This is a genomic window from Candidatus Omnitrophota bacterium, assembly GCA_041648975.1.
Classification (GTDB): domain Bacteria; phylum Omnitrophota; class Gorgyraeia; order 2-01-FULL-45-10; family 2-01-FULL-45-10; genus JAQUSE01.
In genome coordinates, this window is the sequence record JBAZNZ010000008.1 from 1 (window position 1) to 22,485 (window position 22,485).

The following is a 22,485-nucleotide window of genomic DNA, read 5'->3' on the forward strand; positions in this document are numbered from 1 at the left end:
GGTGATCTTGATTCCCGGCGGAGACTGTCTGCGCTTATACTCGCTCTTATCTACCATAGACAGTACTTTGTTTACAAGCCCCTTTTCAAACCCCATGCTTACAATCTCGTCACTGCCTTTGTCCTCTTCCACATATGCTTTTAGCACCTGGTCCAATATGTCATAAGGCGGAAGCGTATCACGGTCTTTCTGGTTATGTCTTAGTTCGGCAGTCGGCTCCTTCGTGAAGACCTCATTTGGTATTACGGCGTTGATGGAATTCCTGTATTTGGCCAATTTATAAACCAGGGTCTTTGGAACATCCTTTATAACGGCGAACCCGCCGGCCATATCCCCATATAATGTGGCGTATCCTGTACTCATCTCTGACTTGTTGCCTGTCGTCAAGGTAAGACAGCCGAATTTGTTCGATAGCGCCATCAACATATTACCCCTGATGCGCGCCTGCAAATTTTCCTCGGTAATGTCCCTTGCCATGCCGGAAAATTGCGGCTCGAGCGCCATTAAATAGAGCTTAAATATCTGCTCTATCGAGATTACTTTGAATTCTATACCAAGTTTTTTGGCCAGATCCCTGGCATCGGCCTCTGACTGGGCGGAAGAGTAATGCGTAGGCATATATACGCCTATACAATTATCCCTGCCTAGCGCATCGGCTGCCAGCACTGCCACGAGAGATGAATCTATCCCGCCGGACAGTCCAACCGCCACTTTCTTGAAACCGTTCTTTTGAACATAATCTTTGAGGCCTAATACGAGGGCCTGATATATTTCAGCAGTCGGGTCGAACGGACGGGAATCTGCTTTTTGCAAGCCGGGCCTTGGCTTTTCTGTGATATTACCATCTAATAGGATAGCCCACTTGTCCGCCGTCTTCTTACCTGTAGGGATGTCGATATCTAGCGCCAGTAGTTCTTCCTTGAAAGCGGCCGCTCTTCCCGTGATCTTACCGGCGCTATCGACGATCATGCTCTGCCCGTCGAATACCAGCTCATCCTGGCCTCCGACGAGATTTGTATAAGATATCGATACATTATTTGCCTTGGCCTGGGAACGAACCAGTTCTTCCCTTTCCCTGATCCTACCCGCATGATATGGCGAAGAATTTATATTGATTATTAAACCGGCCCCGAGAGACGCCTGGGTTTTTACAGGCCCTTCCTTATGCCAGATATCTTCGCATATGTTTACGCCGAACAATAATCCGCCCAGGCTGAAAATAACCGCATCGGATCCGGGTTTGAAATAGCGTTTTTCGTCGAATACACCGTAATTCGGAAGGAACATCTTATGGTATATGCCCCTGACCGCTCCTTTATATATTACAGCGGCTGCGTTATATATGTCGTGCCCTGCCTTGTCTACAAACCCGATGATCGCAACCGTCTCACCCACCATTTTTGCCAGGTCCCGCAGACTTTCCAGATTATCGTCGACAAATCCTGTCTTCAGCAAAAGGTCTTCCGGAGGATAGCCGGTTATTGCAAGCTCCGGGAACGATATTATATCCACCCCCAGGCCTTTTGATTCTTTCAGGCGATCAGCTATCTTGCGGCAATTACCTTCCAGGTCGCCGACAGTGCAATTTATCTGCGCAATACCAAGACGAATCTTCCCCATAGACTATTTCCTCTTCATCTTCTCGATGAGTATGATGGCTTCGGCTATCTCGCGCATCGATTTTCTCGAATCCATGCTCTGTTTCTGTATCTTCCTGAACGACTCTTCTTCAGACATGCCCTGCTCCCGCATTAATATCCCCTTGGCGCGCTCTATCATCTTGCGGGTCTCAAGCTCTTCCTGGATAACCTTAGTCTTGACCATGAGTTCGGCGTTTTCTATTACTATAGCCGCCTGATTGGCGACTGTAGTGAGTATGTTTATCTCATCTTTCGTAAATTTATGCGGATACGATGTGTAATTATTGAGCACTCCTATTACCTCGCCTTTTACAGCAAGCGGTACTGAGAGGAGCGATTTCAGGCTCTCCTTAGCCGCTATGTCCTTATATTTATACTCCGGCTCCTTCGATAGTTCATATACCGCTATAGCTCTGCTCTCACGGGCGACTTTTCCCGCAATTCCTTCTCCAAGCCTAAGATTAGGTTTTTTATTGTAAACCTCGCTCATTGACTGCGTGGCTTTTAATACCAGTTCGCCCGTCTTGTCGTCGAGCAGCATAAGAGAACATATCTTAGAGTCCATAATCTCTGCGGTCACAGTGACTATCAGCTTAAGTATATCCTCCAGGTAGAGATTGGACGTTATGGTCTTGCTGACTCTCGAGATGGCCTCAAGCTGTCTTGCCGCAGATACCGATTTTTTATGCTTGGCTGCCATTGCTTTACCTTGGTTGTATGTTGGTCCCCAAAAAACGGCCGTTCTGGTCGTCCGGCATTTCCTGTATCCAGCCATTATTTAATCCCAAAACGGCTGCCTCGTCAACTACATTCTTATATTCGGCATTAGTTACGCCTCGGGATATTCCCTTAAAGTTATAAGCCTTGTAGGTCGGATAGTACTGGCTCATTATGCTCAGATAAGCGTTTTTCGATACGGAATCCTTGATAAACCGAAGGCTTTCGATAGTTCCGGATATATTTTCCGGCAATACCAGAAGCCTTATTATCAACCCTCTCTTTGCTAACCCGTTGTCGTCAAGTATCAGGTCGCCGACCTGCGCTTGCATCTCTTTTAAGGCGCTCCTGTTGAATTCCCGATAACCCGGCGCGTCAGAATGCAGCTTAGCCATCGAATTATCCGAATACCGCATGTCAGGCATATAGATATCGATTACGCCGTCCAGGATCTGTACTGTTTCAGGCAGGTCATAACCGCTCGTATTATAGACTATCGGTATGGAAAGCCCTTTTTCAACGGCGATCTCAAGCGCGTCTACAATTTGAGGCACAAAATGGGTCGGACTGACGAGATTAATATTGTGGCATAATTTTTTCTGTAGATAGAGCATTGATTCCGCAAGGCCTGATGCGGAGATCTCTTTTCCCTTGTCTAACTGGCTGAAGTAGTAATTCTGGCAATACGCGCATTTCATGTTGCAATGAGTGAAAAATATCGTCCCGGAACCTTTTGTGCCTGAAAGGGGCGGCTCCTCACCATAATGGGCAGAATAACTATATACTGCGGGATTTAATCCGGCGCGGCAAAACCCTAGTATACCGTTTGTCCTATCGACGCCGCATTTTCTGGGGCAGATCCTGCATTTTTCAAGAGAGCCGTTTAGCAGTTTCTTCGCATGCCTTATTGAATTCAGCCTGGCGTGTGCATTTTTCAAAGGATTTACCTGTATTTATCATGGGTCATCTCTTCAGGGATTTTCTCTCTCGGTATCTCGGATATACGGATATCCCCTGCCTTAGGCTTATTTTTCCTGGCGAAGCTTATAAGCATCAGGACAATTTCCCTGTCTATCCTGCCCTCCCGTGATTCTTTAATGAGATAATCAAGGCTCGCTCTTAATGAAAAGGCCTTTCCCCTATACGGCCTTTTTGTCATAAGCGCATCCATTATATCAACAGGGCTTATCAATTTCGTATACTTATGAATCTTGGAAGAGCTCTTTGGATATCCGCTGCCGTCCAACTTTCTATGGTGTTCGAGGCACGAAAAGGAGCACTCTCTCCTGTCTTTCTTCAGGTAATAATTCAGGAGAAGGAATCCGCAAACCGGATGCGTCTCAATGATAGCCCTCTCCTCATCGGACAGTTTATCTCGTTTGTTCAATATCTCTATTGGTACGCGGGTCTTGCCGATATCGTGCGTAAAACCGCAATGAGACGCTATTTCTCTGTCGTATTCTTTCGGCTTGAAAGCAAGCGATAACTTGATGACGAAAGCCGCGACGACCAGTACGTGGTAATAGGTATATAGCAGGTTATTCTTCATGATGCTAAGTTCGAAGATAATGTCGTTTTCGAGTTTTAACCTGCCGGCTACTTCACATATCTCCTCCCTCGATAACGGCGGCTTGAACATGGTCATGTATCGCTTGTCGCGGAAGACCTTCTGAAGATCGGTGAATATATCGGTATTTTGTAACGGGACTCTCGCCTGGTTATGCTTATCTCCCATCGACCATATCTTCTTGACTACATCATGCGTTATTTCTCTATCTTTTTTTGCGAGAAGTTGTCCGTAGATAGTGTATAAGTCTTTTGACAGGCGCATGCGTATACCTCTTTTTAAATATTCAAAGCGGTTCGGCTCTATGAGTTACGTTTTTATCGATGAACTCTATGATTGCCTGCTCTTTTTCCGGCGTTAAGTGAATAAATGTCACACCCATGCCGGGGTAGTAATGCGACTGGAGTTCCTTGTCGGCCATCCACGATACTTTTCCGTTGGCGGCCAGAACCGCCGGTGCGCTTGGTAAGCTGAATTCCAGGTCCAAAAGGCTGTTTATCGGGAACGTGTAGGGTGAGTATATGTATACGCCCGCCGCGCTGATATTCAATACCCTGCCGTCAAATATCTTCGTTTTTTTCTTATCACCCATCATCTTGTATTTAACACTGATGTGTATATCGAGGCGCTGGAAACGCCGCCTGAGCTGCATCTTCGATATTCCCTCATCATAAAAGCTGTTTATCGCCGACTCCTCGTCGGTATATGTTTCAAATATTGAGTCCAGCTTGACCACTTTGAACAGTTCAATTACCGCTAACGGCACGTTCAGTAGCTTCATCTTTCCCTTATGGTTTATGATATTTTTGTAAGCTATAGCAAGTATCGAAAGGCCGTTATAATCGACCGTATCGGAATTCTCGAAATTAAGTATCAAGTTGACTTTTCCGGTGTTTACGAGCCAGCCTACCATCTCAATAATATCGGATGAGTTTATGTCAACTTTCCCGTCTATATCAAGGATATTTATGCTGTTCACTTCCCTTATCCTTATACCCATGGATCCTCTCTTATTGTTGTCTGAAGAAAAATGTGCTCAGTCCTTGCCCCATCCTGTTAACATCCTTACCTACGCCGGATACTGTTTCTCCACAACCGGCCAGCATGCAGCAAATGCATACGATGGCTGCCAATATGGAAGCTTTCGACATGTAATACCTCCTCTGGGATGTTCAGCGGTCCGTCTTCATCAGGCCTCGAGGGTCCTGAGCCGCGCCGTCTTTTTTGATCTCGAAGTGGAGATGTGGTTGTATTGCCTTTCCTGCCGCATTCCCTGTTTTACCTACGAAGCCGATGATCTCGCCTCTGCGCGCTTTCCTCACTGAATACTCGCTCCAATCGGAAAGATGGCCGTATATTGTCTGGTAACCGTCGGGATGATATATCATTACATATTTCCCATAACCGGTCGGGACATTTCCGCAAAAGAGCAGGCCGCTTCTTGACGCGTATACAGGGGTGCCCACACCAGCCGATATGTCTATGCCGGAATGAGTCCGGCCGTTGCGCCTTTTAGCGCCGAACTCACCGTCACCCTTAGCGTCATTCCTTATTACTAAATTCTTGCCGGTTGTCTTTATTGGACAGCTGAAGTTCGGCTCTACTATTTTATATACCAGCACAGAAACGGGCTCATATAATAAAGAAGTTATCAGCGCTGTAACTACCACCGTTATGAAAAAAAAGAGAAGTCGACTCATTGTGTATATTATTATACTTTATAGTAGAAAAAGCCATATCTTTTTTTTAAAAAATATGGCTTTTTCTTTTGTCCGTCTACTCCCTTATTTAGGCAGTAGGTATATCGCATTTAAAATTACTGCTTTGCCGCGTCAACCGGCAGAGTAACTACGTCCTTCGCAGCTTCTCCGGTCATCACAGCGGTATCATTCGCCGTCTCGCCTACCATTAAGGTTGTACCCTTAACAGGCTCGATCGTAACGTCTTTTATCTTGCCCGGATCTTTCGGCATCGCTCCCAACGCTTTAGCTTCGTTAGAGACGATATCCATGCTCTTCCTGCCGGCGTCAACGACGATGTTAGCTCCCCGCTTCGTCGTCTTAGCGACATTTTCGGCGGTCTTCTTAACTACGTTTACAGGATATTTAGCGGCTTTCGCGCTAAAGTCCTTTACGTTCTTTGCCTGGATCGGAGTCCCCGCCGATTTCTCAGCAGCAAAAGATGCCGATACCATTACAAAACAGGCGGCCATCGCTATACAGGCTATTACAATGATATTCTTTTTCATTTTTTCCTCCTTTCGATAGAATTTACTATACTACAATTAATTTTAACAATCAATGTAAATAATTTTTTATTGCATCGCGCGGCGGATCTTCACGCAAGAAGCTTCATTACGATCCGGTTTACGGTCTTGCCGTCGGACTTTCCCTTTGTTTTTTCTATTACTGCCTTCATTACTTTGCCCGTCTCGGATTTTTTAGTTGCGCCCAGCTTGACGATGCAGGCCTTTACTATTTCCAGGAGCTCATCTTCTGTAAGCTGCTTGGGCAGGTATGACTCCAGTATTTTCAATTCCAATGTTTCTTTATCTGCCAGGTCTTTCCTGTTGCCTTTATGGAATTGGTCAATGGATTCGCGGCGCTGCTTAACCTGCCGTTGTATTATCTGCAAGATATCGCCTTCCTGCGGTTCTTTTAAATTCTTTTCAAGCTCGAACATCCTTATGGCCGATATCAGCATCCTGAGGACCGACAACTTTACAGCATTGCCGTCTTTTAACGCTACCTTCATGTCATTTTCTAAACTACGATATAAAGACATAATAAATACCACCCCTTACTTTTATATGTAAAAGTGATTTTTAACGCCAGGTAGGTGATTGAAGCCGCTCTATTTAGGCCATCTTTACGACCTTTGTGGCCTGGTCTCCCTTAGGCCCTTTCACTATCTCAAACTCGACCTTATCACCTTCTTTTAGGGACTTATATCCTTCACCTTCAATAGCAGTATGATGGACAAAGACGTCTTTGCCTTCATCGGCTACGATGAAACCAAAGCCCTTCTTGTCATTGAACCACTTTACTGTGCCTTGCGTCATTTCTATTTTCACCTCCTCAAGATATATTAGACCAAAAAAATGCCACTTGAAGCTTTTTCGTCGGGCTTCGCATGGCATCCATCAATTTCATATTTTTTCTTGTCACTAATACATCACCTAAATATTGATATAACTATATCATGTTATTAGGGTTTTGTCAATATTTATTTATTTTTATATGCGTTTTCCTTTAATACGGCTTGAACCGGGCAGTTTTGCCCTTAGAAAGAATTTCTTTATTGGGGGGAGGTGGTCTATAATTAAAAACCCTGAGAGATGGTCTATCTCATGCTGGACTGCCCTGGCGAGCAGTCCATCGGCACGCAACTCCACTACCTCATTCTTCTCATTTAAAAAACTGACAGTTACGGACCGTGCCCTTTTAACTTTTACGCATGCATCCGGAACGCTAAGACAGCCCTCTTCGTCTTCGACAGCGCCTATCCTTTTCACTATTACGGGATTTGCCATCCTGATTATGCCGCTGCCTATATCTACTACCGCAAGCTGCTTATCGATCCCTACCTGGAGCGCCGCCAGCCCTATGCCGTTATTGATGTACATCGTTTCGGCCATATCCGCGAAAGCGGCGATCTCGGAATCAGTGACACAGGATATCTTGGCGGCTTTTTTTCTCAAGATCTTGTCAGGAAACACTCTTATCTTTAATGCGCTCATATACTATTTCGGCCTATTCTGAGAATCGACCTTTACGACTTTCAGCTTTACCTTTTTAGCCTCTCTGTTTTCTTCTAATACGTAAGACAATATTATGACCAGGTCTCCCGCCTTGCCCAGGTGAGCCGCGGCTCCATACAACCCTATAATACCCGATCCGGCCGCTTCTTCCAGGGCGTAAGTCTCAAAACGCGCCCCATTATTGACGTTTACGACCTGGACTATTTCGCCCGGATATATGTCCGATCGCTGAAGAAGGTCTTTGTCTATTCCTATGCTTCCGTCGTAATGAAGATCGACCTTTGTTATCTTTGCCCTGTGTATCTTTGACTTACACATCATCCGTAACATGCTCAACCCTCTTATATTATTCGCCTATTTCCGTAAGGTTTTCTCCGTCAAAATATAGCTTTTTAGTTTTGGAGAGATAGCCGGCATCAACCGGTATTGCGCTGTATTGCGCTCTATAGGTCCACACCTCTCTAGGCCCTTGTTTCTTCTCATTGCCTTCTACCGTCCTGACATCGTCCGGCTTGCCCCAAATGGATTCTACCTGCGTTTTGGACATTCCCAACCTGATAGATTCTGTCCCGAGGGGGTGTTTAACCATCTCTTCGGGATCCGCGATCTCTAACGTAGAGCAGCCGTATAGAACGACAGCCGATAATAATATCGATAAAATCATGGATTTCAAACGTCCGGGGCTCCTTATCAGCATCTCTTTTTTTCCTCCGGTAGGCTATATATAATATCACACAAAAACTTTAGCATGATGTCCTTCTTCCCTTCCTCGATGTCGATAAATTCAATGCCGACATCTGACGGGGAGTTATCTTCCAGGGAGAGCTTTTTATTCCATATGATCTTTCCTCTGGCTTTCAGCGAAGTATCCGCATCCGGTATATTTAGCTGCAATTCTATCAGATCCGATCTTTTTAACCCCTTATCATGCGTCTCAAACCTTATCCCATCCGCGGAGATGTCTTTGGCTATGATACTGCGGGTTTTCCCGTCCAATCTGCCTGAATATGATATATTCAAAGGGGCTTTAAGACGTAAGTATTTCCGCTTTTCTATGATCTCACGCGGAGCCTTCCTCATAACTAGCTTCTCCTGTTTGGGATATGACTATATCATATACGCTGATTACCGTCAAATAAAAAACTACGATTTTACGGCGGCGTCGGCCTGCTCGGCCTGCTCAGGCATTTTATGAGGTTCGGGAGGCGCTTCCTGGAGGTTGACATCAAGCCATGCTTTTATGTTTTTCAGCGGTTCTTTTGATATTTCATAATGCATTCTGTGAACGCCGTCATTAACCAGCTTTCCCAGAAAATGGCCCAGATAGCTATAATATGCGGTCGTCGTTGGATTCCCAGCCTGGCCCAGGGCAGCTTCCAGCCGCGAGATCGTATCTTCGGGAACGTCCTCATCGTCTTTACTCTGCATTATCAAAACAGGGCCATTAATTTTTTTAACGATCTCGATCGGATCCTCCTGCATGCTCTCTTTCATATTCTTTACGAAACACTTCTTGCCGAATATGTATATCCAATTATGGCGGGCATCGCGCACTCTTTCTCTTCCTTCGCGGATCGACTTGACCACTGTTTTCAAATATTTATCGGTCCACTTCTCTTTTGCGCCTTTGGTTTTAATCGCTTTCAACATATCGTCTTCCGAGGCAGGTCCCAGTACGGGCGCAATCAGGATCATTGCTCTAGCGTTCTTTTTTCCTGACAGGGCTTTCATTGCGTAATAAGCCCCTTCCGCATGAGTGATTATGCCTGTGCGTTTTGGATCGACTTCTTTCTGCTCGGCCATGAATCCTAAGGCCGCACTCACATCCTCAGACAGGTCGCCGGCCGTCGAAGCCGAAGAACTGCCTTCGCTTAAACCGATACCTCTTTTGTCAAAGTTGAGTACGCAAAAGCCGTTTTTTGCAAGATAATCTGCGATCCCGGTAAATAGTCCCTGGTATCGACGATCCTGAGGGCCATCGCCGCCTACCAGAAGCAGGGCCGGATGCGCTCCTTCTGCTTTTGGCGCTGTAAACGTTCCGGATAATTGGATAGTCTTATTCTTAAAAGACACCGCCCGCTGAGTGTATGCGTCGTCTGCCAGGACGTATTCCTCGGCCTTTAATGTCTTGGCGGAGAACCTCCGGGTTATCTTCAGCCCTATTTTCGGTATCTCCAGCCTCATAATGCTTTTATCCGATTTCGCAATCCATAAGTTTCCTTGAGGATAATTTCTTATTTTCAGGATAAGGTTCTCTGTCTTTATCCTGCGCCTGTCTATCTTCAAATACTCATCTTTAATGGAAGTAAGCGTAACAAACCTTTGCATGGGAGGCAGCGACGGATCGGAGAAGATAGTGATAGTGTTAAATCCTTGCGACCTGCCGCGCCTGAAGTTGTAGTTCTCGATCAGCGGCATATATGTCACGGGAGAATCGTCTTCGAAGACAAAGGTCTCTTTTTTTATCGGGATGTTCTCCAGACATGCGAATTTAGAATAAAATGAGGCTACGAACGATAAGGACCCGTTCACGTTCTCCAGATGGGCGGTTTCAACAGATTTGTTGCCGTAACCTTCCCTGGAGTAGCTTTCTAAATTGTATTGCCTATCCAGTGTAAGTTTGGATTTGAACTCGGTAAGCGCGGGGAAAAAGGGTGTCTCCATTACGGATTTATATATAAGTTTGTCATCCGTTAAAAACTTATCTATTCTTATGGTTCCTATATCACGCCCCTCAAGATTTACCGCGTAATAGTATATCTTGTGTTTCTCCCTGTCCAGATATATGAAGGATGATATAAAGAGAAGGATGCTCACCATTAGCAGAACGGATACTATGAAATAAATGGTTTTCATCGTATTAAAACTCTATGGAAAGGATCTCGGAGGCAAGCCTGCCGGCCCACCTGCCTGATCCTTCAGTTGGTCCGGACTCAGCTTTCAATTCGGAAGCTATTTCGCCCGGACAATTGTTCAATATCTTTTTAAAAGGCATTGTCTCATTCGGCCTGATCGGGATCTCGGACCGGCCGTACAAATAAGGCATTGCTGCCTGTGTCAGGTTTGAATCGCCGAGAGACGGTTTATTGGGATGGAAGGTTACCTCGTATATTACGGCGCCGTCTTCGTCGAGTAGTTTAACTTTTATGAGTAAACCGGTTACAACCCTATTGCCTTTGTTTTTTAAGACTCCTTCGATAATAGGGTTTCCTTTTAGCGGCCCGCTATTTTCCATCTTGGCGTTCAATTTTGATATATCTATGAACTTTGCGTAAAATCTGGCATTGATCTTCTCGAGCTCGTAAATATAAGATAGCCTGAATTCCTCGCTCTTGATCTCCTGGTAAACTATGTAGCCTACCAGCGTAAGGACTAGAACGCAAAATATCACAAAGCTGGAGACGAACGCAACTATCAGGCTCTTTTTCTTTATTATCATGGTTTAATGCCCGCTTTCGAGATCTTCTTCTTATATAGCTCCCGTATAGAGCCAAATATATCTATATAAGGCTTGCTCCGGTAGTCAGGATAAGTCCATGGCCAGGGGTTGTACCTCCTGTCTTTATAGAACAATGTGATCTCCGCGAAGATGCCTCTGTTGAGATATATCCTGTGTGAATAGTCCTTTGTGGAAAATAATATAAGTTTGGAAAGGGTCAGGTATCCGGGATCGATATTTACCGTTCTATTACCGTCCACTAAGAACCGTTTTTCCAATTTATTGGTCTCTATCTTTGCGTCCCATATGTTCTTGAGGCCGACGGGTTTTTCGAAACTCACGAATTTTCTTTTTAAACCCTCCCCCATCTCATCTTTGTAATACTCTGTATGCGTGAAATCGAGGATCCCGCTTTCAAAGTCTATCCTCCCGTAGGTCCTACCCAGTCTTTTTTCGACTTTGTGGAAGATGGATACGTCTTTTGAGAGAAGCCCGACTATGAGATTGACTTTGTCTTGGCTGCGCAGAGCGCCCATATTCAGGCCGGGGTCTCGCCTGGATTGAAGACTATGGAACGGATATAATCTCTGAAGTTGCTGCCGGGAGCCTCTTTCACTATACGAAATCTGATCCCCGCGTGGAACAACCTCTTCCCGGTCGGGTCTTTCTCCGGGGACTCTTCGGACCATACGACTATTCCTTCTACCACAGGCGCATCTTGTTGATGCGGCATAATTATCCTGATATTTAACTTAGTTTCTTTGAAAAGTTTTTTGTCGAGCTGGAGCTTTATGCCGCCTTCGGATATATCGACGGTCGTGCCATTCGCGTTCGACCCCGGCTCTTTTATTATAGTATACACAACCTCGAGGTTCTTCTTGAACCGTACGTGCTTTCGTCTTTCGTCTCCGTCCCAGTATTCCTTTACGACTGCGTGGGGAAGACGGTTCTTTATTGTGATGATGTCGCTTCTGTATAACATATAAAATATAGCTGCCAGCAATATTATGAACATTAATTCAATGGCTAAGATCATCTGTGGTTTCCTTTACGCTTTTAAAGCTACCCCTTTTTTGCTATATAGTTCGAGATGGCTTCCCTGTTCTTCTGAGAGAGGTTTTCGAAAAAAATAGCGACATCATGGTGTTTGGTAACTCCATCGATTATAACCGGGTGGCCCCTTACTACTACACCCTCCACCTCAATTACGCTCTTAACGTCCTTGTCGTTTTTGGACGGATCGGGGAGCATCAGCATAAGTTTGACCCTTGACATAATCGGTACCTCCCTGTCGACTTTGCAGTATATGCCGGACGCGCTTATGTTAAGCGTATGCGTCATGGTGTCGTAATCACCAAGATTTAATTTTAACGTGAGGGCATCGTCGTTGATGCGGGGAAAGGATCTCCTGTCTTCTTTTGTCATCTATATATAACTCCTTATTTAGTGTTCCTATCCGGGCGGCCAGACAAACTTTCTGCCGCCCAACAGATGCAGGTGTATATGAAAGACATCCTGGCCTGCGTCCTTATTGCAATTCAATACAATCCTGTATCCGGATTCATGGATATTTTTTTCTTTAGCGATATTCTTTGCCGTAAGGACCAGCCTGCCTATCAGGTGTATGTTGTCATCGTCAAGATCGGATACCTTGTCTATGTGGTATTTAGGTATCACAAGTATGTGGACCGGAGCCTGAGGCTTTATATCCTCGAACGCAATCACCATATTGTCTTCAAATACTATTTTTGCCGGTACCTCTTTATTAGCTATTTTGCAGAATAAACATGAGCCAGGTGCCATATCATAACCTCTCAAGCGTATAGCTTAAGCTTCCTAATCCGCTTTCCTCAGCATATCTCAGCTGGCTCATCCAATCGGTTCCAGGAAAGGCCCGCCTTAAGATATCTTTGCCGGTTCGTTGATTAATAAGGTCTACACACGCCTTATCGATGCTTACCGGATCGGTCGACGCCACTATCCCGAGATCGTCAATCACCCTGTCTTCGTCTTTAGCAAGGCAGTCGCAGTCTTTGGTAACGTTGATAAGAAAAGATATGTATCCGACTTTTCCGCTGACGGCCTTGACTACACCATGCGCATATTCTACCATCTTTTCCTGCAGATTTTCAAGGGTTTCGCTCCATTTTATGTCGATAGCTTTCGTGCGGCACACAACTGCGCATTCCCCGCAGCCCTTGCAGGACGCTTCCGATATTCTGACTTTCCTTTTTTCCAGCGTTATGCACGACGCCGGACAATACTTTACGCATTGCCCGCACCCTATGCAAAGATCCGGCTTGATTTCAGGAACGACCCCGCAATGCTGCTCATATTTACCCCGTCTCGATGCGCATCCCATGCCCAGGTTCTTTATGGCTCCTCCAAGACAGGTCAACATATGTCCGGTAACGTGCGTCAGCGCAAGCAGACTATCGCAGTCAGCAATGTCGGAGGCTATCTTCACTTTATCGAAATGTTTTTTAGAAACGGCTATCTCTGTGAAATTTTTTCCTAATAGACCGTCGGCTATCAATACCGGAACGCCTACATTGTTGATATTATATCCATGCTTATCAGCGAGCTTTAGATGGTCTACTGAATTTGTCCGCAAGCCGCCTTTGTATATAACATTCGCATCGGTAAGGAAGACGTTCTTGGTCCTATCCTTTACAGCCCGCACCGCCTCTCTTACCCATTGATGCCTTATATGACCCTTATTGCCTTCTTCACCGAAGTGCAGTTTTATGCCTGTGAAATCGTCCTTGCCGATCATGCCCAGCACTCCGCTTGCGTCAATAAGAGATGCCAGTTTCTCTGAGACCGACTCTATTGTATCGTCATTACCGGCGCTTATGTAATAGACCTTACTTGGCATAGATCGCCGCCTTTTCGGTAAGCACAGTGAAGCCTTTCTTCAATAGAAGGGCGGCAAAGACGCCGTTACCTTTCTTTAAAACACGCCTGAAAGTCCCGTCGTAAATACGGCCGTATCCGCAAGAAGGGCTGTTCGACTTAAGTATCGCTTTTTTTATCCCGTGACGATCAGCGAGGGCAAGCGCTGTTCTCGCCCCTTTCAGGTAATAGCCGGAGACGTCTTCACCGGAAACAGCGGCTACTTTCGCTTTTTTCATCAGAACTTCCTCACCGCCTTTGCTCATTATTTCAGCATTCTCGCGCGGTGTAGGCAGCCCTCCCAGGACCTCCGGGCATACGGGAATAGCCCGCCCATTTTCCACCAGCGCCTTTATCGATCTTCTAAGTTTGCCCTCTCCCTTGTATGTGCAATTTATCCCGGCAAGGCACGCGCTTACTATGAATTTGTAACGGACGTCTTTCTTAATAACATGTTTGCGTGCGGTCATTTTGCTGAAAATCCGTAAAAACCTATCTTTTTACCGAGGTCCCAGTATTCGCCCTGGTTGTAAACGAACGGTTGTATCCTGGCGTAATCGAAATGTCCGTCCATATCAATCGCCTCGGTATCGGCATGGATGGCCAATACCTCGCCTATGAACATATCATGCGCGCCGAGTTTTACAATGTCCTTGACGACGCACTCGATGTTGACCGGGCACTCCTGTATCATGGGCGAGCGCACCTTCGCGGACGCTACCCTGGTAAAGCCGAACTCTTTGAATTTATCAATTTCTTTCCCTGATCGAAGCCCGCATTGATCAACTTTGTCGATCAAGGACTTGGTAGGTATGTTCATTACAAAATCGCCCGTACTCTTGATCATTTTGTAAGAATGTCTGGAGGGTCGTATGGAAGCGGCCACGCTCGGCGGCTCTGAACATATTATGCCGCACCAGGCTATTGTTATTATGTTGGCTCTCTCGCAATCTTTTTCTATGCAGCTTATCAGGACAACAGGAATGGGGAACAGGCCTGTGCCGGTAGGGATATCCGATTTTGGCATTTTGCTCTTTATGACTATTTGATAGTTACTACGCTGCTTCCTTAGGGCCTTCTTCCGGATTTTCCGCTTTTTTCAAAGTTGACTTAAAGCAACGTTTGGAACAGTAGAATTTTTCGTTCCTGTAGTACCACTGTTTATGTTTTATGGACTTGTTGCAGGCTGCGCAGTTCGCCGGCTTCTCTTTTTTAACTTCCGTTTTCTTCGGCGCCTCTGGGGTTTTGGCAGGCGCTTCTGCTGCTTTTGCTTGAGGTGCTTGCGGAGAAACCTGCGGCTTCTCTGCTTTCGGCGTTTCCGTCTTCGGTGCCTCTGTCTTCATTTCCTCTTTCACTTTTATTTTTTCTTCTTTCTTCTCTTCAGCCATATTTCACCGTTATTAGTTTGTCCTTTATTTTATTCTCCATCCAGGAGCCTGAGCCATTGCAAGTATATAAATTCCAGCAACCTGCTTCTATCGAGATTATCTATCTTCTTAAATTTGACACCGGTCTCATAGAAGTTGCCGCGGTGATCGTTCTTTTGCCACGCAACTTCACAATTCGCAAAAATAGGGACATTGTCCCCGGGGACATCTACAGAAAGATTCAACTCCTCCCCTTCGCAAAGCTCTTTATCCACGAGGATGAGGGCGCCTTCCTTGGATATGTTCTTTACCTTATAGGAAGCCTTTCTTTTATCCTTAATGAATTCACACAGAGCGTTGAGCGCCGTTTCAAATCGTAAAAACCGTCTTCTCTCGGTCACTTATACCTCGCTTTATTGTTTATTATAGTATCTATCGGCTTGCTTAGCAATAGAAATGTTCTTTATATCGCTATAAAAAATAAGGGGATAAAAATTTCTTTCTATCCCCTTATTTACCATCCTATTAACGGATAGTTGTTATTTGCTCTTGAACACAAATTCTGGCTCAATAACCGGCGTATAGCCTTCCGGAATCGGGAACGGGAATGTGACTGTCTCGTACACTCCTGCTCCTGTCCTGACGATGGTCATCCCAACGCCTTTCGCTAGACCGATTGTGATACCAGAGAGAGGATTGTCTTCTACGCTGGTGTCGTATATGTTTTTAGGAAGCTCGATCCACCCTGTGACTATATTCGCGAGTCCCCTGTAGATCTTCTTACCGGGATCTTGCGCATAGCTTGATGTCGCTATATTCAGAATCATAAATATAGCTACACATATTATTATACCCTTTAATAGATTTTTCATTTTATAAATTCACCCCCCTTCATTCTGTAATTTGTTCAAAGTATAACACATGAAAGCAGGTTTGTCAAGGCTTGAAGGCTATTTCCGCCTCTGGTTCTTCAGGATCTCTTCGACTATCTCGGTTATCTTTTCCCTGTCTTCAGGCCGGATATCGATAAATTCAACGCCTGTGTCATACAGATATGAGCCTTTCTTTGAGGAAGACTTTTTTACCACCCACACTACGGTCCCTCCGCACTTTATCGGCGGATGGCTTTCGTCGAGGAACAATTCAAGGTCAACGCCCTGGAATAATCCAAGGTCTTCCTTGACGATTACGCATATTCCGCCTGCCCCTATGTTCTCGGTCTGTGTCGAGAGCGTCTTTGAGGTCAGCCTCTTCTTAATAGTGATCAGGCATTTATAGTTTGCTCTCGGAAATTTTCTTCTATTTATTCCGTCCCACATATTTATTCTCCTTACTAGCGCACCTGGTAACCGCTGTGAGCAAAGTATATCATAGTAAGCGCGGAAAATGCAAGAAAAAATTAACTTTTATTTGCAAGACCGCGTATATGCGTGTATAATTATTGTATAAAATAACACAAAAGGTATTAATGTATAAAGAATTCTTTGGACTGAAAGAAAAGCCTTTTAATGTAACCAGCGACCCGAATTTTCTATTTTTGAGCCGTGTCCACAAGGAGGCCTTTTCGCATCTTCTTTACGGGATAAAAGAACGAAAAGGGTTCCTTGAGATCACCGGAGAGGTAGGCGCGGGCAAGACGACTCTATGCCGAGCCCTCTTAAGTCAGCTTGACAGGAACACTAAGAGCGCGTTCGTTTTCAACTCCACCCTTCCCGAACTTCAGCTGTTGAGATGTATCCTTGAGGATTTTGGTATATTCGTCGAAAGGAACAACAAGGTATCTTTACTGCGGCAGCTGAATAACTTCCTGATAGCCGAGCTCTCAAAGGGAAATAACGTCATACTCATAATCGACGAGGCGCAGAATCTGAAGACTTCCGTGTTGGAAGAGATCCGAATGCTCTCAAACCTCGAGACCGACAAGGAAAAGCTATTCCAGATAATACTTGTAGGCCAGCCTGAACTGCAAAATAAGATAAATTCGCCGAGGCTTACGCAATTGAAACAGCGGATAGCGGTCAGGTTCCACATAACGGCGCTTGAAAAAGATGAAGTGAGCGAATATATATATCATAGGCTGTCTGTCGCAGGCTCCAATGGACAGATACGCTTCCCCGAAGACGCGCTGGATAGGATCTTCGGTTTTTCGGGAGGGATACCGCGCCTCATCAATATGGTATGCGATAAATCTCTCTTGGCGGCCTATGCGATGGAGGCCAGGGATATATCCCTACCTATAGTCGACCGCAGCATACAAGAATTAGAAGGAGTGATAAAGAGATGAGCATAATACAGGATGCCTTAAAAAAAGTCGAGAATAAGACGTCAATGGTGAAAACCGTCCAACCGGCTAAGCTGACGGATCCGGTAAGGAATGAATTTAAAACAGCGCCGGTTTTTCAAGAAACCGGGAAACCCTATATTCAAAAGGGCAAATCCCCGGGCAGGGGCAAGTCCATGCACACGTTTTTCCTGATAGCGGCGTTTGTATTGTTGATCGGCGCCTCACTTGCGCAGTTTCCGTGGGAAGCGCGCGAAAAAGGTGTCGCCTCTCCGGGCATTGAACTCATTGCCGAACCGTTCAGTAAGGTGGACTTGCCCCCCATATCTAAGACATACAATAAGACGCAGAGCATACCGACATTCCTCCACAATGAAGCAGGCCGGCTTCCGGGTTTTGTGCTTAACGGCATAATGGAGTTGACCGATGGCCCCAAGGCGGTAATTAACAACCTGATCGTCGCCGTAGGTGATACTGTAGACGGAGCGGTGGTATCGAAGATAGATAGGAAGAACGTGGTGCTCAAAGTCAGCGACTCAGAGATAAATCTGGATATGAAGTAAGGACGGGCTCAAACTTTCGCCCGGCATGCCTCGTGGATGTTCCTGATCTCGGCTGGTACCCTTACCGGCCTGGAGGATTTGTTCGTGAAGACGTGAACGGAATCACCGGCAGCTATCATCTTTTCCCCGACGAATAATTTATACTCGAATTTCATGCTGGAATTATTCATCTCTGAGACGCCTGACTGTATTGTGACTACATCGTCGTATTTTGCGCTCGCCTTGTATCTGCACCTGGCCTCCGCTACCATCATGAATATGCCTTGATCTTCCAGCTTACTATACGATATGCCTAGCGAGCGCAGGTATTCGGTCCTCGCTATCTCGAACCACACGAAATAGTTCGCGTAGTATACGACCCCCATATTATCAGTTTCCTGGTATCTGACCCGGACCTGAGTTTCAAAGGATTTCATATATTATAATGACAACTCCAATTTGTGGATCCTGAATCCGCCGACTTCCAGCTTCTCTGTTTCTTTGAACCCCTTCTTTAAACAGAGCTTCATTGCGTCCGCCATCCTGTCCGTGCACCTGAAATAGATGCTCTTATATCCGTTCTGCCTGCAAAAATCTATCGCGCTGGATAGAAGCTGGGTGCCATAACCGAGTTTCCTGCGTTTCGGGTCTACGAACAGCCTCCGGAGGAGCGCTTCGTCTTTGGACTCCTGTTTTATACCCACAGTACCTACGACTTCTCCGCCGTCGTCGATGACGAAGAAGGAATCTCTCTCGCCGCCGTACGTCTCCCCTATCCTCTCCAGGTCGCTGTCAGAATAAGCAGATTTATCAAATGGATATTCTTTAGCCAGGATCGTCAGTATCAGGTCTTTGACGCCCTTAGCGTCCTCTTTCGTGAACTGCCTTAAAAGATGTGGCATATTATGTCTCCTGTCTTTTTATGGTATAGGAAAGTATAAAACTTTCCTAAACCACTGAAACTTCATAAGGAAAGTTCTGAATCCGCCTTCGGCGGGATGAAGTTTCTTGTGATATTAACGAGAATGCCTCTCTGCCGGGGCCCGTCGAATTCGCAAAAGAAGATACCCTGCCAGGTTCCGAGCTTAAGCTTGCCGTCTTCGACAAAGACGGTCTTATCGGTCCCGACTATAGTAGATTTGATATGCGCTGCGGAATTGCCTTCGGAGTGCTCGTAGTTGCCGTCGAGAGGCGCCGCTTTTTCCAGGCCGCTTAGTATGTCGCGTTTTACGCTGGGGTCGGCGTTCTCATTAATGGTAAGGCCCGCTGTAGTGTGAGGGACAAATATCTGGCACGTGCCGCTATTTGTCTTCGATCTCTTGAGAGCAGCCTCCACCACGGGTGTTATGTCGATCATTTCCGTCCTCATCTTTGTGGTGATAGGTATATTGATGATCATCTGTCCGAAAACATGGATTCTACCGCTTCTTTGATTGCCCTGTAGGGCACATTATCTACGGCTACGGCCCTGCCTATCTTTACCGGCAGGACGAACCTGTTGCGAGCGCCTGAAAATTTTTTGTCATGCAGCTGGGACTCATATATATCGGAAAACCTCAGACCCTTCACGGTTGTCGGCAAGCCGCAAGCCTTAATGAGACGCTCGATGCGCATTACGCTTTCAGGGTCTATCTTTCCAAGTCTCATGGATATTCTTGAGGCCGCTATCATGCCGAGACCTACGGCTTCGCCGTGGTTGTATCTGCCCGAGTACCGAGATGCTGCCTCTATCGCATGCCCTATCGTGTGACCGTAGTTAAGGAGCGCGCGGGAGCCTTTCCTATCGAACTCGTCTTCTTCCACTATGCGCGCCTTGATCAGGCTTGAGCGCGAAATTATACGTTCAAGCGCTGCCCTTTCTCCGCGGAGTATTTTACCGTGGGAAGATTCTATGAAGCGAAAGAGCCCTCCGTCTTTGATCACTCCGTATTTTATTACCTCTGCCAGTCCGTTCCTGATCTGCCGCCTTGAAAGCGACCTCAATAAAGAGATATCAGAGAGGACTATCTTAGGCTGATAAAACGCTCCGACGAGATTTTTCGCGACGCTCAAGTCCACAGCCGTTTTTCCGCCGATTGCGGAATCGACCTGCGCTAATAACGTTGTCGGAATCTGGACGAAAGGCACTCCCCGCTTATATACAGCCGCGACGAATCCGGCCAGGTCCCCTATTACACCTCCGCCGAAAGCTATTATCGATATCTCTTTACGTCTGTCGTAAGAGGCGATCCTGGCAATGAGATCCACTGCTACGCTGGCATCCTTAGCCCGTTCAGAGTCAGGTACCGTCTCGAGTCTTACTGTAAACGCTTTGTTCACAAGCGATCGCTTAAGTTTCCGCCCATGCAGGTTAAGGAGTTTTCTGTTGGATATTATTACAACGTCTTTCCCTATGCCCTTCAGATCCAATAAAGCGCCGGACCGGCCGATCAAATTCCAGCCTATAATAATATCGTAAGATCTATCTTTCAGGCTGACGCTTACCCTGCGCACTATTTCTTCTCTCCTGTCCCGGCTTTCCCGGTGTCCTTTGCTACCGCACCCTTGGCTGGAGCAGCTGTCTTTGCGGCTCCTGCTGCCGGCGCTGCGGTTCCTTCTGCGCCTTCTGTTTCAGCGGCGGCTGCCTTCTCTTTCTTTATCTTAAATTTCACTACTTTGACTTTTTGCAGTCCAAACACAGAATCCTTATCTTTCCAATCTTCTTTCTCTTTTAGTATCTTGATACGCTCATAACGTTTCAAGACGGACCTGTGCTGCCTATCCTTTCCCTCACCATGCAGACTTGGATGTTGCGACATTGTTTACCCCCGATTTGCTGTAGTCTCACTCGTGCAAATCGTCCCGAGGAGTTTCCATCTCACTTCGGTGACGAGGGACTACATTTATGAAATTTACTGCCTATAGTTGCTTTAAATACGCGTCCTTGAATTGACGCCTTACTTTGATCAGGTCCTGTTTTGCCTGGACGCTGATTGCCGACTGGTATGATCCCGTCCGCACTTGAAAATATTTTCCCGAGGGGACTATATATGCGCTGATCCCCTCTTTTCTTAAACGCTCCACTTCCTGCATCGCCGTATCGCGCCTCGTCAGCGTAACCGCTATTATGGTGTATGGTTTCACGACAGCTTGTGCCTTTGGCTGCCTTGCCGCGGCATTGACCGCAAGGCTCTTTCTGCCGGCGGCAGTGCTTAGGTTTTGCGGCGGCGGAACAGATGTTGAACCTCGCGTTAATTTCACGGTGCGCACATGCGGTTCCGCAACGGACACGGCTGCTTTTGCCCTACATTCTGAATAGGCCGCGGTTTTAGGACCCTTTATCGATTTACCGGCCTCGACCCCCAGCGCATAGACCACGACCATTGCCATGATAATGCCTATGGCAATAAACACGGTCTTTTCTAGTGTGAGGGTAAATACAAATTTCCTCTCAAGATCGGTTTTTTGGAATATTCGGCCAAACCCCGGAAACGACCTTTTAGGCTTATCTAACTCAAAAAACTCTTTTTGCTGATTATCTTCTTCCATAATAAATTATCTTATTATAACATATATGCATCATTAAATCAATTCTGTCCTCTACCTGGAGATCGTATTAATATTAAGCCTGAATAATTTACTTGAGATGTTTATTGACGGGGATTTGTAGTCGCCCGACAGTCTAACGGCAAGACTTTTCCAGCCGTCCTTTTCATCGGTCAGCAGGGCGCCGGTTAATTCCCGGGGTATCTTCTCGAGCGGCTTTCCTCCAAAGAACACCTTTATGTCAATATTGATCGCATTGTCATAATCAACACTCCCCGAAACTTCGAATTTTATCTCGTCGCTCGTTGCGGAAAAATTCTCTATATCGACACCGTCTTTGCGCGACCGGACTTTACCGCTTATCTCCTGATATGACCATCGGCTATCGAATGGAATAGCTATCAGGCCCTCCAGGCTGTCGAACGACGCAAGTTTTCCGGGTGATCGGTTTGTAAAATTAACGTCTTTTAAACGGAAGATTGCTCCTCCGCCTTTAGCAGGGAATCCGCGCCACAACGGCGTTATCCTAGCGTCTTTTGAGGATATTCCTATGCCTGTCTTCCTGTCGGCGGCGTTAAGGCTGCCGAATGCGAACTTGCCTGATGAGACGCTTAAGGACGTATATGAAATGTCCAAATTATTAGCTTTTGAGAATATGTAGACGGCCAATGGACCGAAAAATATATAGACTGTTATAGCTATCGTAACCATTATAGCGGCAAAACAGACAGCTCTATTTAGTATACACATAG

At 46.0% G+C, this 22,485-nt stretch carries 36 protein-coding genes; 2 read left to right on the forward strand and 34 right to left on the reverse strand.

The window, feature by feature from the left end:
- The 27 genes from WC592_03365 to WC592_03495 all read right to left on the reverse strand — a co-directional run.
- Positions 1–1,620 (reverse strand): NAD+ synthase (locus WC592_03365; GenBank protein MFA4981490.1); only part of this gene is annotated, 1,620 nt, incomplete at its 3' end.
- 3 nt (positions 1,621–1,623) lie between these two features.
- On the reverse strand, positions 1,624–2,340 hold the full coding sequence (locus WC592_03370) for a GAF and ANTAR domain-containing protein (GenBank protein ID MFA4981491.1): 717 nt from the start codon (positions 2,338–2,340) through the stop codon (positions 1,624–1,626).
- A 4-nt stretch (positions 2,341–2,344) separates the two neighbouring features.
- Entirely contained in the window at positions 2,345–3,295 is a 951-nt protein-coding gene (locus WC592_03375) for a radical SAM protein (GenBank protein ID MFA4981492.1), read from the reverse strand.
- Positions 3,296–3,300: 5 nt separating this feature from the next.
- Positions 3,301–4,188 carry an HD domain-containing phosphohydrolase gene (locus tag WC592_03380; GenBank protein ID MFA4981493.1) on the reverse strand — a complete coding sequence of 296 codons (888 nt, stop codon included), beginning with the start codon at positions 4,186–4,188 and terminating at the stop codon, positions 3,301–3,303.
- 22 nt (positions 4,189–4,210) lie between these two features.
- Positions 4,211–4,924: a PilZ domain-containing protein gene (locus WC592_03385; GenBank protein MFA4981494.1), complete on the reverse strand. Its 714-nt coding sequence runs from the start codon at positions 4,922–4,924 to the stop codon at positions 4,211–4,213.
- A 10-nt stretch (positions 4,925–4,934) separates the two neighbouring features.
- Positions 4,935–5,075 (reverse strand): hypothetical protein, encoded by a 141-nt coding sequence (locus WC592_03390; protein ID MFA4981495.1) that lies wholly within the window; start codon positions 5,073–5,075, stop codon positions 4,935–4,937.
- Between the two features lie 21 nt (positions 5,076–5,096).
- Complete coding sequence (locus tag WC592_03395; GenBank protein ID MFA4981496.1) at positions 5,097–5,624, reverse strand: M23 family metallopeptidase; 528 nt, start codon at positions 5,622–5,624, stop codon at positions 5,097–5,099.
- A gap of 116 nt (positions 5,625–5,740) precedes the next feature.
- Entirely contained in the window at positions 5,741–6,172 is a 432-nt protein-coding gene (locus WC592_03400) for a hypothetical protein (protein MFA4981497.1), read from the reverse strand.
- A gap of 89 nt (positions 6,173–6,261) precedes the next feature.
- Complete coding sequence (locus tag WC592_03405) at positions 6,262–6,708, reverse strand: GatB/YqeY domain-containing protein (GenBank protein MFA4981498.1); 447 nt, start codon at positions 6,706–6,708, stop codon at positions 6,262–6,264.
- Positions 6,709–6,781: 73 nt separating this feature from the next.
- Complete coding sequence (locus WC592_03410; GenBank protein ID MFA4981499.1) at positions 6,782–6,985, reverse strand: cold shock domain-containing protein; 204 nt, start codon at positions 6,983–6,985, stop codon at positions 6,782–6,784.
- A gap of 174 nt (positions 6,986–7,159) precedes the next feature.
- A complete protein-coding gene (def, locus tag WC592_03415) occupies positions 7,160–7,663 on the reverse strand; it encodes a peptide deformylase (GenBank protein ID MFA4981500.1) in 504 nt (167 codons plus the stop codon).
- A 3-nt stretch (positions 7,664–7,666) separates the two neighbouring features.
- The gene (gene panD / locus WC592_03420) at positions 7,667–8,014 is read right to left on the reverse strand and encodes an aspartate 1-decarboxylase (GenBank protein ID MFA4981501.1); all 348 of its coding nucleotides are present in this window, start codon (positions 8,012–8,014) and stop codon (positions 7,667–7,669) included.
- 16 nt (positions 8,015–8,030) lie between these two features.
- Positions 8,031–8,381: a hypothetical protein gene (locus WC592_03425; GenBank protein ID MFA4981502.1), complete on the reverse strand. Its 351-nt coding sequence runs from the start codon at positions 8,379–8,381 to the stop codon at positions 8,031–8,033.
- Positions 8,375–8,764, reverse strand: a complete 390-nt coding sequence (locus tag WC592_03430) for a PilZ domain-containing protein (GenBank protein MFA4981503.1) — start codon at positions 8,762–8,764, stop codon at positions 8,375–8,377. Before WC592_03430 ends, WC592_03425 begins: the two co-directional genes overlap by 7 nt.
- Positions 8,765–8,827: 63 nt before the next feature.
- On the reverse strand, positions 8,828–10,540 hold the full coding sequence (locus WC592_03435) for an alpha/beta hydrolase (GenBank protein MFA4981504.1): 1,713 nt from the start codon (positions 10,538–10,540) through the stop codon (positions 8,828–8,830).
- Between the two features lie 4 nt (positions 10,541–10,544).
- A complete protein-coding gene (locus WC592_03440) occupies positions 10,545–11,123 on the reverse strand; it encodes a hypothetical protein (GenBank protein ID MFA4981505.1) in 579 nt (192 codons plus the stop codon).
- Complete coding sequence (locus WC592_03445) at positions 11,120–11,659, reverse strand: DUF4416 family protein (protein MFA4981506.1); 540 nt, start codon at positions 11,657–11,659, stop codon at positions 11,120–11,122. Before WC592_03445 ends, WC592_03440 begins: the two co-directional genes overlap by 4 nt.
- A gap of 2 nt (positions 11,660–11,661) precedes the next feature.
- Entirely contained in the window at positions 11,662–12,159 is a 498-nt protein-coding gene (locus tag WC592_03450) for a PilZ domain-containing protein (protein MFA4981507.1), read from the reverse strand.
- 26 nt (positions 12,160–12,185) lie between these two features.
- Positions 12,186–12,548 carry a PilZ domain-containing protein gene (locus WC592_03455; GenBank protein MFA4981508.1) on the reverse strand — a complete coding sequence of 121 codons (363 nt, stop codon included), beginning with the start codon at positions 12,546–12,548 and terminating at the stop codon, positions 12,186–12,188.
- 27 nt (positions 12,549–12,575) lie between these two features.
- The gene (locus WC592_03460) at positions 12,576–12,926 is read right to left on the reverse strand and encodes a histidine triad nucleotide-binding protein (protein ID MFA4981509.1); all 351 of its coding nucleotides are present in this window, start codon (positions 12,924–12,926) and stop codon (positions 12,576–12,578) included.
- 1 nt (position 12,927) lies between these two features.
- The gene (locus tag WC592_03465) at positions 12,928–14,001 is read right to left on the reverse strand and encodes a DUF362 domain-containing protein (protein ID MFA4981510.1); all 1,074 of its coding nucleotides are present in this window, start codon (positions 13,999–14,001) and stop codon (positions 12,928–12,930) included.
- On the reverse strand, positions 13,991–14,488 hold the full coding sequence (locus WC592_03470; protein MFA4981511.1) for a DUF523 domain-containing protein: 498 nt from the start codon (positions 14,486–14,488) through the stop codon (positions 13,991–13,993). Before WC592_03470 ends, WC592_03465 begins: the two co-directional genes overlap by 11 nt.
- Positions 14,485–15,045 (reverse strand): flavin reductase family protein, encoded by a 561-nt coding sequence (locus WC592_03475; GenBank protein ID MFA4981512.1) that lies wholly within the window; start codon positions 15,043–15,045, stop codon positions 14,485–14,487. Before WC592_03475 ends, WC592_03470 begins: the two co-directional genes overlap by 4 nt.
- 28 nt (positions 15,046–15,073) lie before the next feature.
- Positions 15,074–15,406, reverse strand: coding sequence for a hypothetical protein (locus WC592_03480; protein MFA4981513.1), 333 nt, complete (start codon positions 15,404–15,406; stop codon positions 15,074–15,076).
- 29 nt (positions 15,407–15,435) lie between these two features.
- Entirely contained in the window at positions 15,436–15,786 is a 351-nt protein-coding gene (locus tag WC592_03485) for a PilZ domain-containing protein (protein ID MFA4981514.1), read from the reverse strand.
- 138 nt (positions 15,787–15,924) lie between these two features.
- Positions 15,925–16,257: an exosortase system-associated protein, TIGR04073 family gene (locus WC592_03490; protein MFA4981515.1), complete on the reverse strand. Its 333-nt coding sequence runs from the start codon at positions 16,255–16,257 to the stop codon at positions 15,925–15,927.
- A 78-nt stretch (positions 16,258–16,335) separates the two neighbouring features.
- Positions 16,336–16,704, reverse strand: coding sequence for a PilZ domain-containing protein (locus tag WC592_03495; protein MFA4981516.1), 369 nt, complete (start codon positions 16,702–16,704; stop codon positions 16,336–16,338).
- 149 nt (positions 16,705–16,853) lie between these two features.
- Here WC592_03495 and WC592_03500 point away from each other — a divergent pair, with 149 nt between their 5' ends.
- Positions 16,854–17,669, forward strand: a complete 816-nt coding sequence (locus WC592_03500) for an XrtA/PEP-CTERM system-associated ATPase (GenBank protein MFA4981517.1) — start codon at positions 16,854–16,856, stop codon at positions 17,667–17,669.
- Positions 17,666–18,229, forward strand: a complete 564-nt coding sequence (locus tag WC592_03505; protein ID MFA4981518.1) for a hypothetical protein — start codon at positions 17,666–17,668, stop codon at positions 18,227–18,229. The genes WC592_03500 and WC592_03505 overlap by 4 nt, the downstream gene beginning before the upstream one ends.
- An 8-nt stretch (positions 18,230–18,237) precedes the next feature.
- Here WC592_03505 and WC592_03510 read toward each other — a convergent pair whose 3' ends face one another.
- The 7 genes from WC592_03510 to WC592_03540 all read right to left on the reverse strand — a co-directional run bounded on the left by WC592_03510 (position 18,238) and on the right by WC592_03540 (position 22,483).
- Positions 18,238–18,645 (reverse strand): thioesterase family protein, encoded by a 408-nt coding sequence (locus tag WC592_03510; protein ID MFA4981519.1) that lies wholly within the window; start codon positions 18,643–18,645, stop codon positions 18,238–18,240.
- Positions 18,646–18,648: 3 nt separating this feature from the next.
- Positions 18,649–19,110 (reverse strand): GNAT family N-acetyltransferase, encoded by a 462-nt coding sequence (locus WC592_03515; protein ID MFA4981520.1) that lies wholly within the window; start codon positions 19,108–19,110, stop codon positions 18,649–18,651.
- A 62-nt stretch (positions 19,111–19,172) separates the two neighbouring features.
- Complete coding sequence (locus tag WC592_03520) at positions 19,173–19,607, reverse strand: secondary thiamine-phosphate synthase enzyme YjbQ (protein ID MFA4981521.1); 435 nt, start codon at positions 19,605–19,607, stop codon at positions 19,173–19,175.
- On the reverse strand, positions 19,604–20,701 hold the full coding sequence (gene aroB / locus WC592_03525) for a 3-dehydroquinate synthase (protein ID MFA4981522.1): 1,098 nt from the start codon (positions 20,699–20,701) through the stop codon (positions 19,604–19,606). Before aroB ends, WC592_03520 begins: the two co-directional genes overlap by 4 nt.
- Entirely contained in the window at positions 20,701–21,006 is a 306-nt protein-coding gene (locus WC592_03530; GenBank protein MFA4981523.1) for a small basic protein, read from the reverse strand. The genes aroB and WC592_03530 overlap by 1 nt, the downstream gene beginning before the upstream one ends.
- A 100-nt stretch (positions 21,007–21,106) precedes the next feature.
- On the reverse strand, positions 21,107–21,736 hold the full coding sequence (locus WC592_03535; GenBank protein ID MFA4981524.1) for an SPOR domain-containing protein: 630 nt from the start codon (positions 21,734–21,736) through the stop codon (positions 21,107–21,109).
- 51 nt (positions 21,737–21,787) lie between these two features.
- On the reverse strand, positions 21,788–22,483 hold the full coding sequence (locus WC592_03540; GenBank protein MFA4981525.1) for a hypothetical protein: 696 nt from the start codon (positions 22,481–22,483) through the stop codon (positions 21,788–21,790).
- Between the last annotated feature and the right edge of the window lie 2 nt (positions 22,484–22,485).

Bases quoted from the DNA above. Each gene is read 5' to 3' on its own strand.
- WC592_03370 (MFA4981491.1), bottom strand. From the start codon at position 2,340: ATGGCAGCCAAGCATAAAAAATCGGTATCTGCGGCAAGACAGCTTGAG.
- WC592_03380 (MFA4981493.1), bottom strand. From the start codon at position 4,188: ATGCGCCTGTCAAAAGACTTATACACTATCTACGGACAACTTCTCGCA.
- WC592_03385 (MFA4981494.1), bottom strand. From the start codon at position 4,924: ATGGGTATAAGGATAAGGGAAGTGAACAGCATAAATATCCTTGATATA.
- WC592_03390 (MFA4981495.1), bottom strand. From the start codon at position 5,075: ATGTCGAAAGCTTCCATATTGGCAGCCATCGTATGCATTTGCTGCATG.
- WC592_03395 (MFA4981496.1), bottom strand. From the start codon at position 5,624: ATGAGTCGACTTCTCTTTTTTTTCATAACGGTGGTAGTTACAGCGCTG.
- WC592_03400 (MFA4981497.1), bottom strand. From the start codon at position 6,172: ATGAAAAAGAATATCATTGTAATAGCCTGTATAGCGATGGCCGCCTGT.
- WC592_03405 (MFA4981498.1), bottom strand. From the start codon at position 6,708: ATGTCTTTATATCGTAGTTTAGAAAATGACATGAAGGTAGCGTTAAAA.
- WC592_03410 (MFA4981499.1), bottom strand. From the start codon at position 6,985: ATGACGCAAGGCACAGTAAAGTGGTTCAATGACAAGAAGGGCTTTGGT.
- def (MFA4981500.1), bottom strand. From the start codon at position 7,663: ATGAGCGCATTAAAGATAAGAGTGTTTCCTGACAAGATCTTGAGAAAA.
- panD (MFA4981501.1), bottom strand. From the start codon at position 8,014: ATGTTACGGATGATGTGTAAGTCAAAGATACACAGGGCAAAGATAACA.
- WC592_03425 (MFA4981502.1), bottom strand. From the start codon at position 8,381: ATGCTGATAAGGAGCCCCGGACGTTTGAAATCCATGATTTTATCGATA.
- WC592_03430 (MFA4981503.1), bottom strand. From the start codon at position 8,764: ATGAGGAAGGCTCCGCGTGAGATCATAGAAAAGCGGAAATACTTACGT.
- WC592_03435 (MFA4981504.1), bottom strand. From the start codon at position 10,540: ATGAAAACCATTTATTTCATAGTATCCGTTCTGCTAATGGTGAGCATC.
- WC592_03440 (MFA4981505.1), bottom strand. From the start codon at position 11,123: ATGATAATAAAGAAAAAGAGCCTGATAGTTGCGTTCGTCTCCAGCTTT.
- WC592_03445 (MFA4981506.1), bottom strand. From the start codon at position 11,659: ATGGGCGCTCTGCGCAGCCAAGACAAAGTCAATCTCATAGTCGGGCTT.
- WC592_03450 (MFA4981507.1), bottom strand. From the start codon at position 12,159: ATGATCTTAGCCATTGAATTAATGTTCATAATATTGCTGGCAGCTATA.
- WC592_03455 (MFA4981508.1), bottom strand. From the start codon at position 12,548: ATGACAAAAGAAGACAGGAGATCCTTTCCCCGCATCAACGACGATGCC.
- WC592_03460 (MFA4981509.1), bottom strand. From the start codon at position 12,926: ATGGCACCTGGCTCATGTTTATTCTGCAAAATAGCTAATAAAGAGGTA.
- WC592_03465 (MFA4981510.1), bottom strand. From the start codon at position 14,001: ATGCCAAGTAAGGTCTATTACATAAGCGCCGGTAATGACGATACAATA.
- WC592_03470 (MFA4981511.1), bottom strand. From the start codon at position 14,488: ATGACCGCACGCAAACATGTTATTAAGAAAGACGTCCGTTACAAATTC.
- WC592_03475 (MFA4981512.1), bottom strand. From the start codon at position 15,045: ATGCCAAAATCGGATATCCCTACCGGCACAGGCCTGTTCCCCATTCCT.
- WC592_03480 (MFA4981513.1), bottom strand. From the start codon at position 15,406: ATGGCTGAAGAGAAGAAAGAAGAAAAAATAAAAGTGAAAGAGGAAATG.
- WC592_03490 (MFA4981515.1), bottom strand. From the start codon at position 16,257: ATGAAAAATCTATTAAAGGGTATAATAATATGTGTAGCTATATTTATG.
- WC592_03495 (MFA4981516.1), bottom strand. From the start codon at position 16,704: ATGTGGGACGGAATAAATAGAAGAAAATTTCCGAGAGCAAACTATAAA.
- WC592_03500 (MFA4981517.1), top strand. From the start codon at position 16,854: ATGTATAAAGAATTCTTTGGACTGAAAGAAAAGCCTTTTAATGTAACC.
- WC592_03505 (MFA4981518.1), top strand. From the start codon at position 17,666: ATGAGCATAATACAGGATGCCTTAAAAAAAGTCGAGAATAAGACGTCA.
- WC592_03510 (MFA4981519.1), bottom strand. From the start codon at position 18,645: ATGAAATCCTTTGAAACTCAGGTCCGGGTCAGATACCAGGAAACTGAT.
- WC592_03515 (MFA4981520.1), bottom strand. From the start codon at position 19,110: ATGCCACATCTTTTAAGGCAGTTCACGAAAGAGGACGCTAAGGGCGTC.
- WC592_03520 (MFA4981521.1), bottom strand. From the start codon at position 19,607: ATGATCATCAATATACCTATCACCACAAAGATGAGGACGGAAATGATC.
- WC592_03530 (MFA4981523.1), bottom strand. From the start codon at position 21,006: ATGTCGCAACATCCAAGTCTGCATGGTGAGGGAAAGGATAGGCAGCAC.
- WC592_03535 (MFA4981524.1), bottom strand. From the start codon at position 21,736: ATGGAAGAAGATAATCAGCAAAAAGAGTTTTTTGAGTTAGATAAGCCT.
- WC592_03540 (MFA4981525.1), bottom strand. From the start codon at position 22,483: ATGTGTATACTAAATAGAGCTGTCTGTTTTGCCGCTATAATGGTTACG.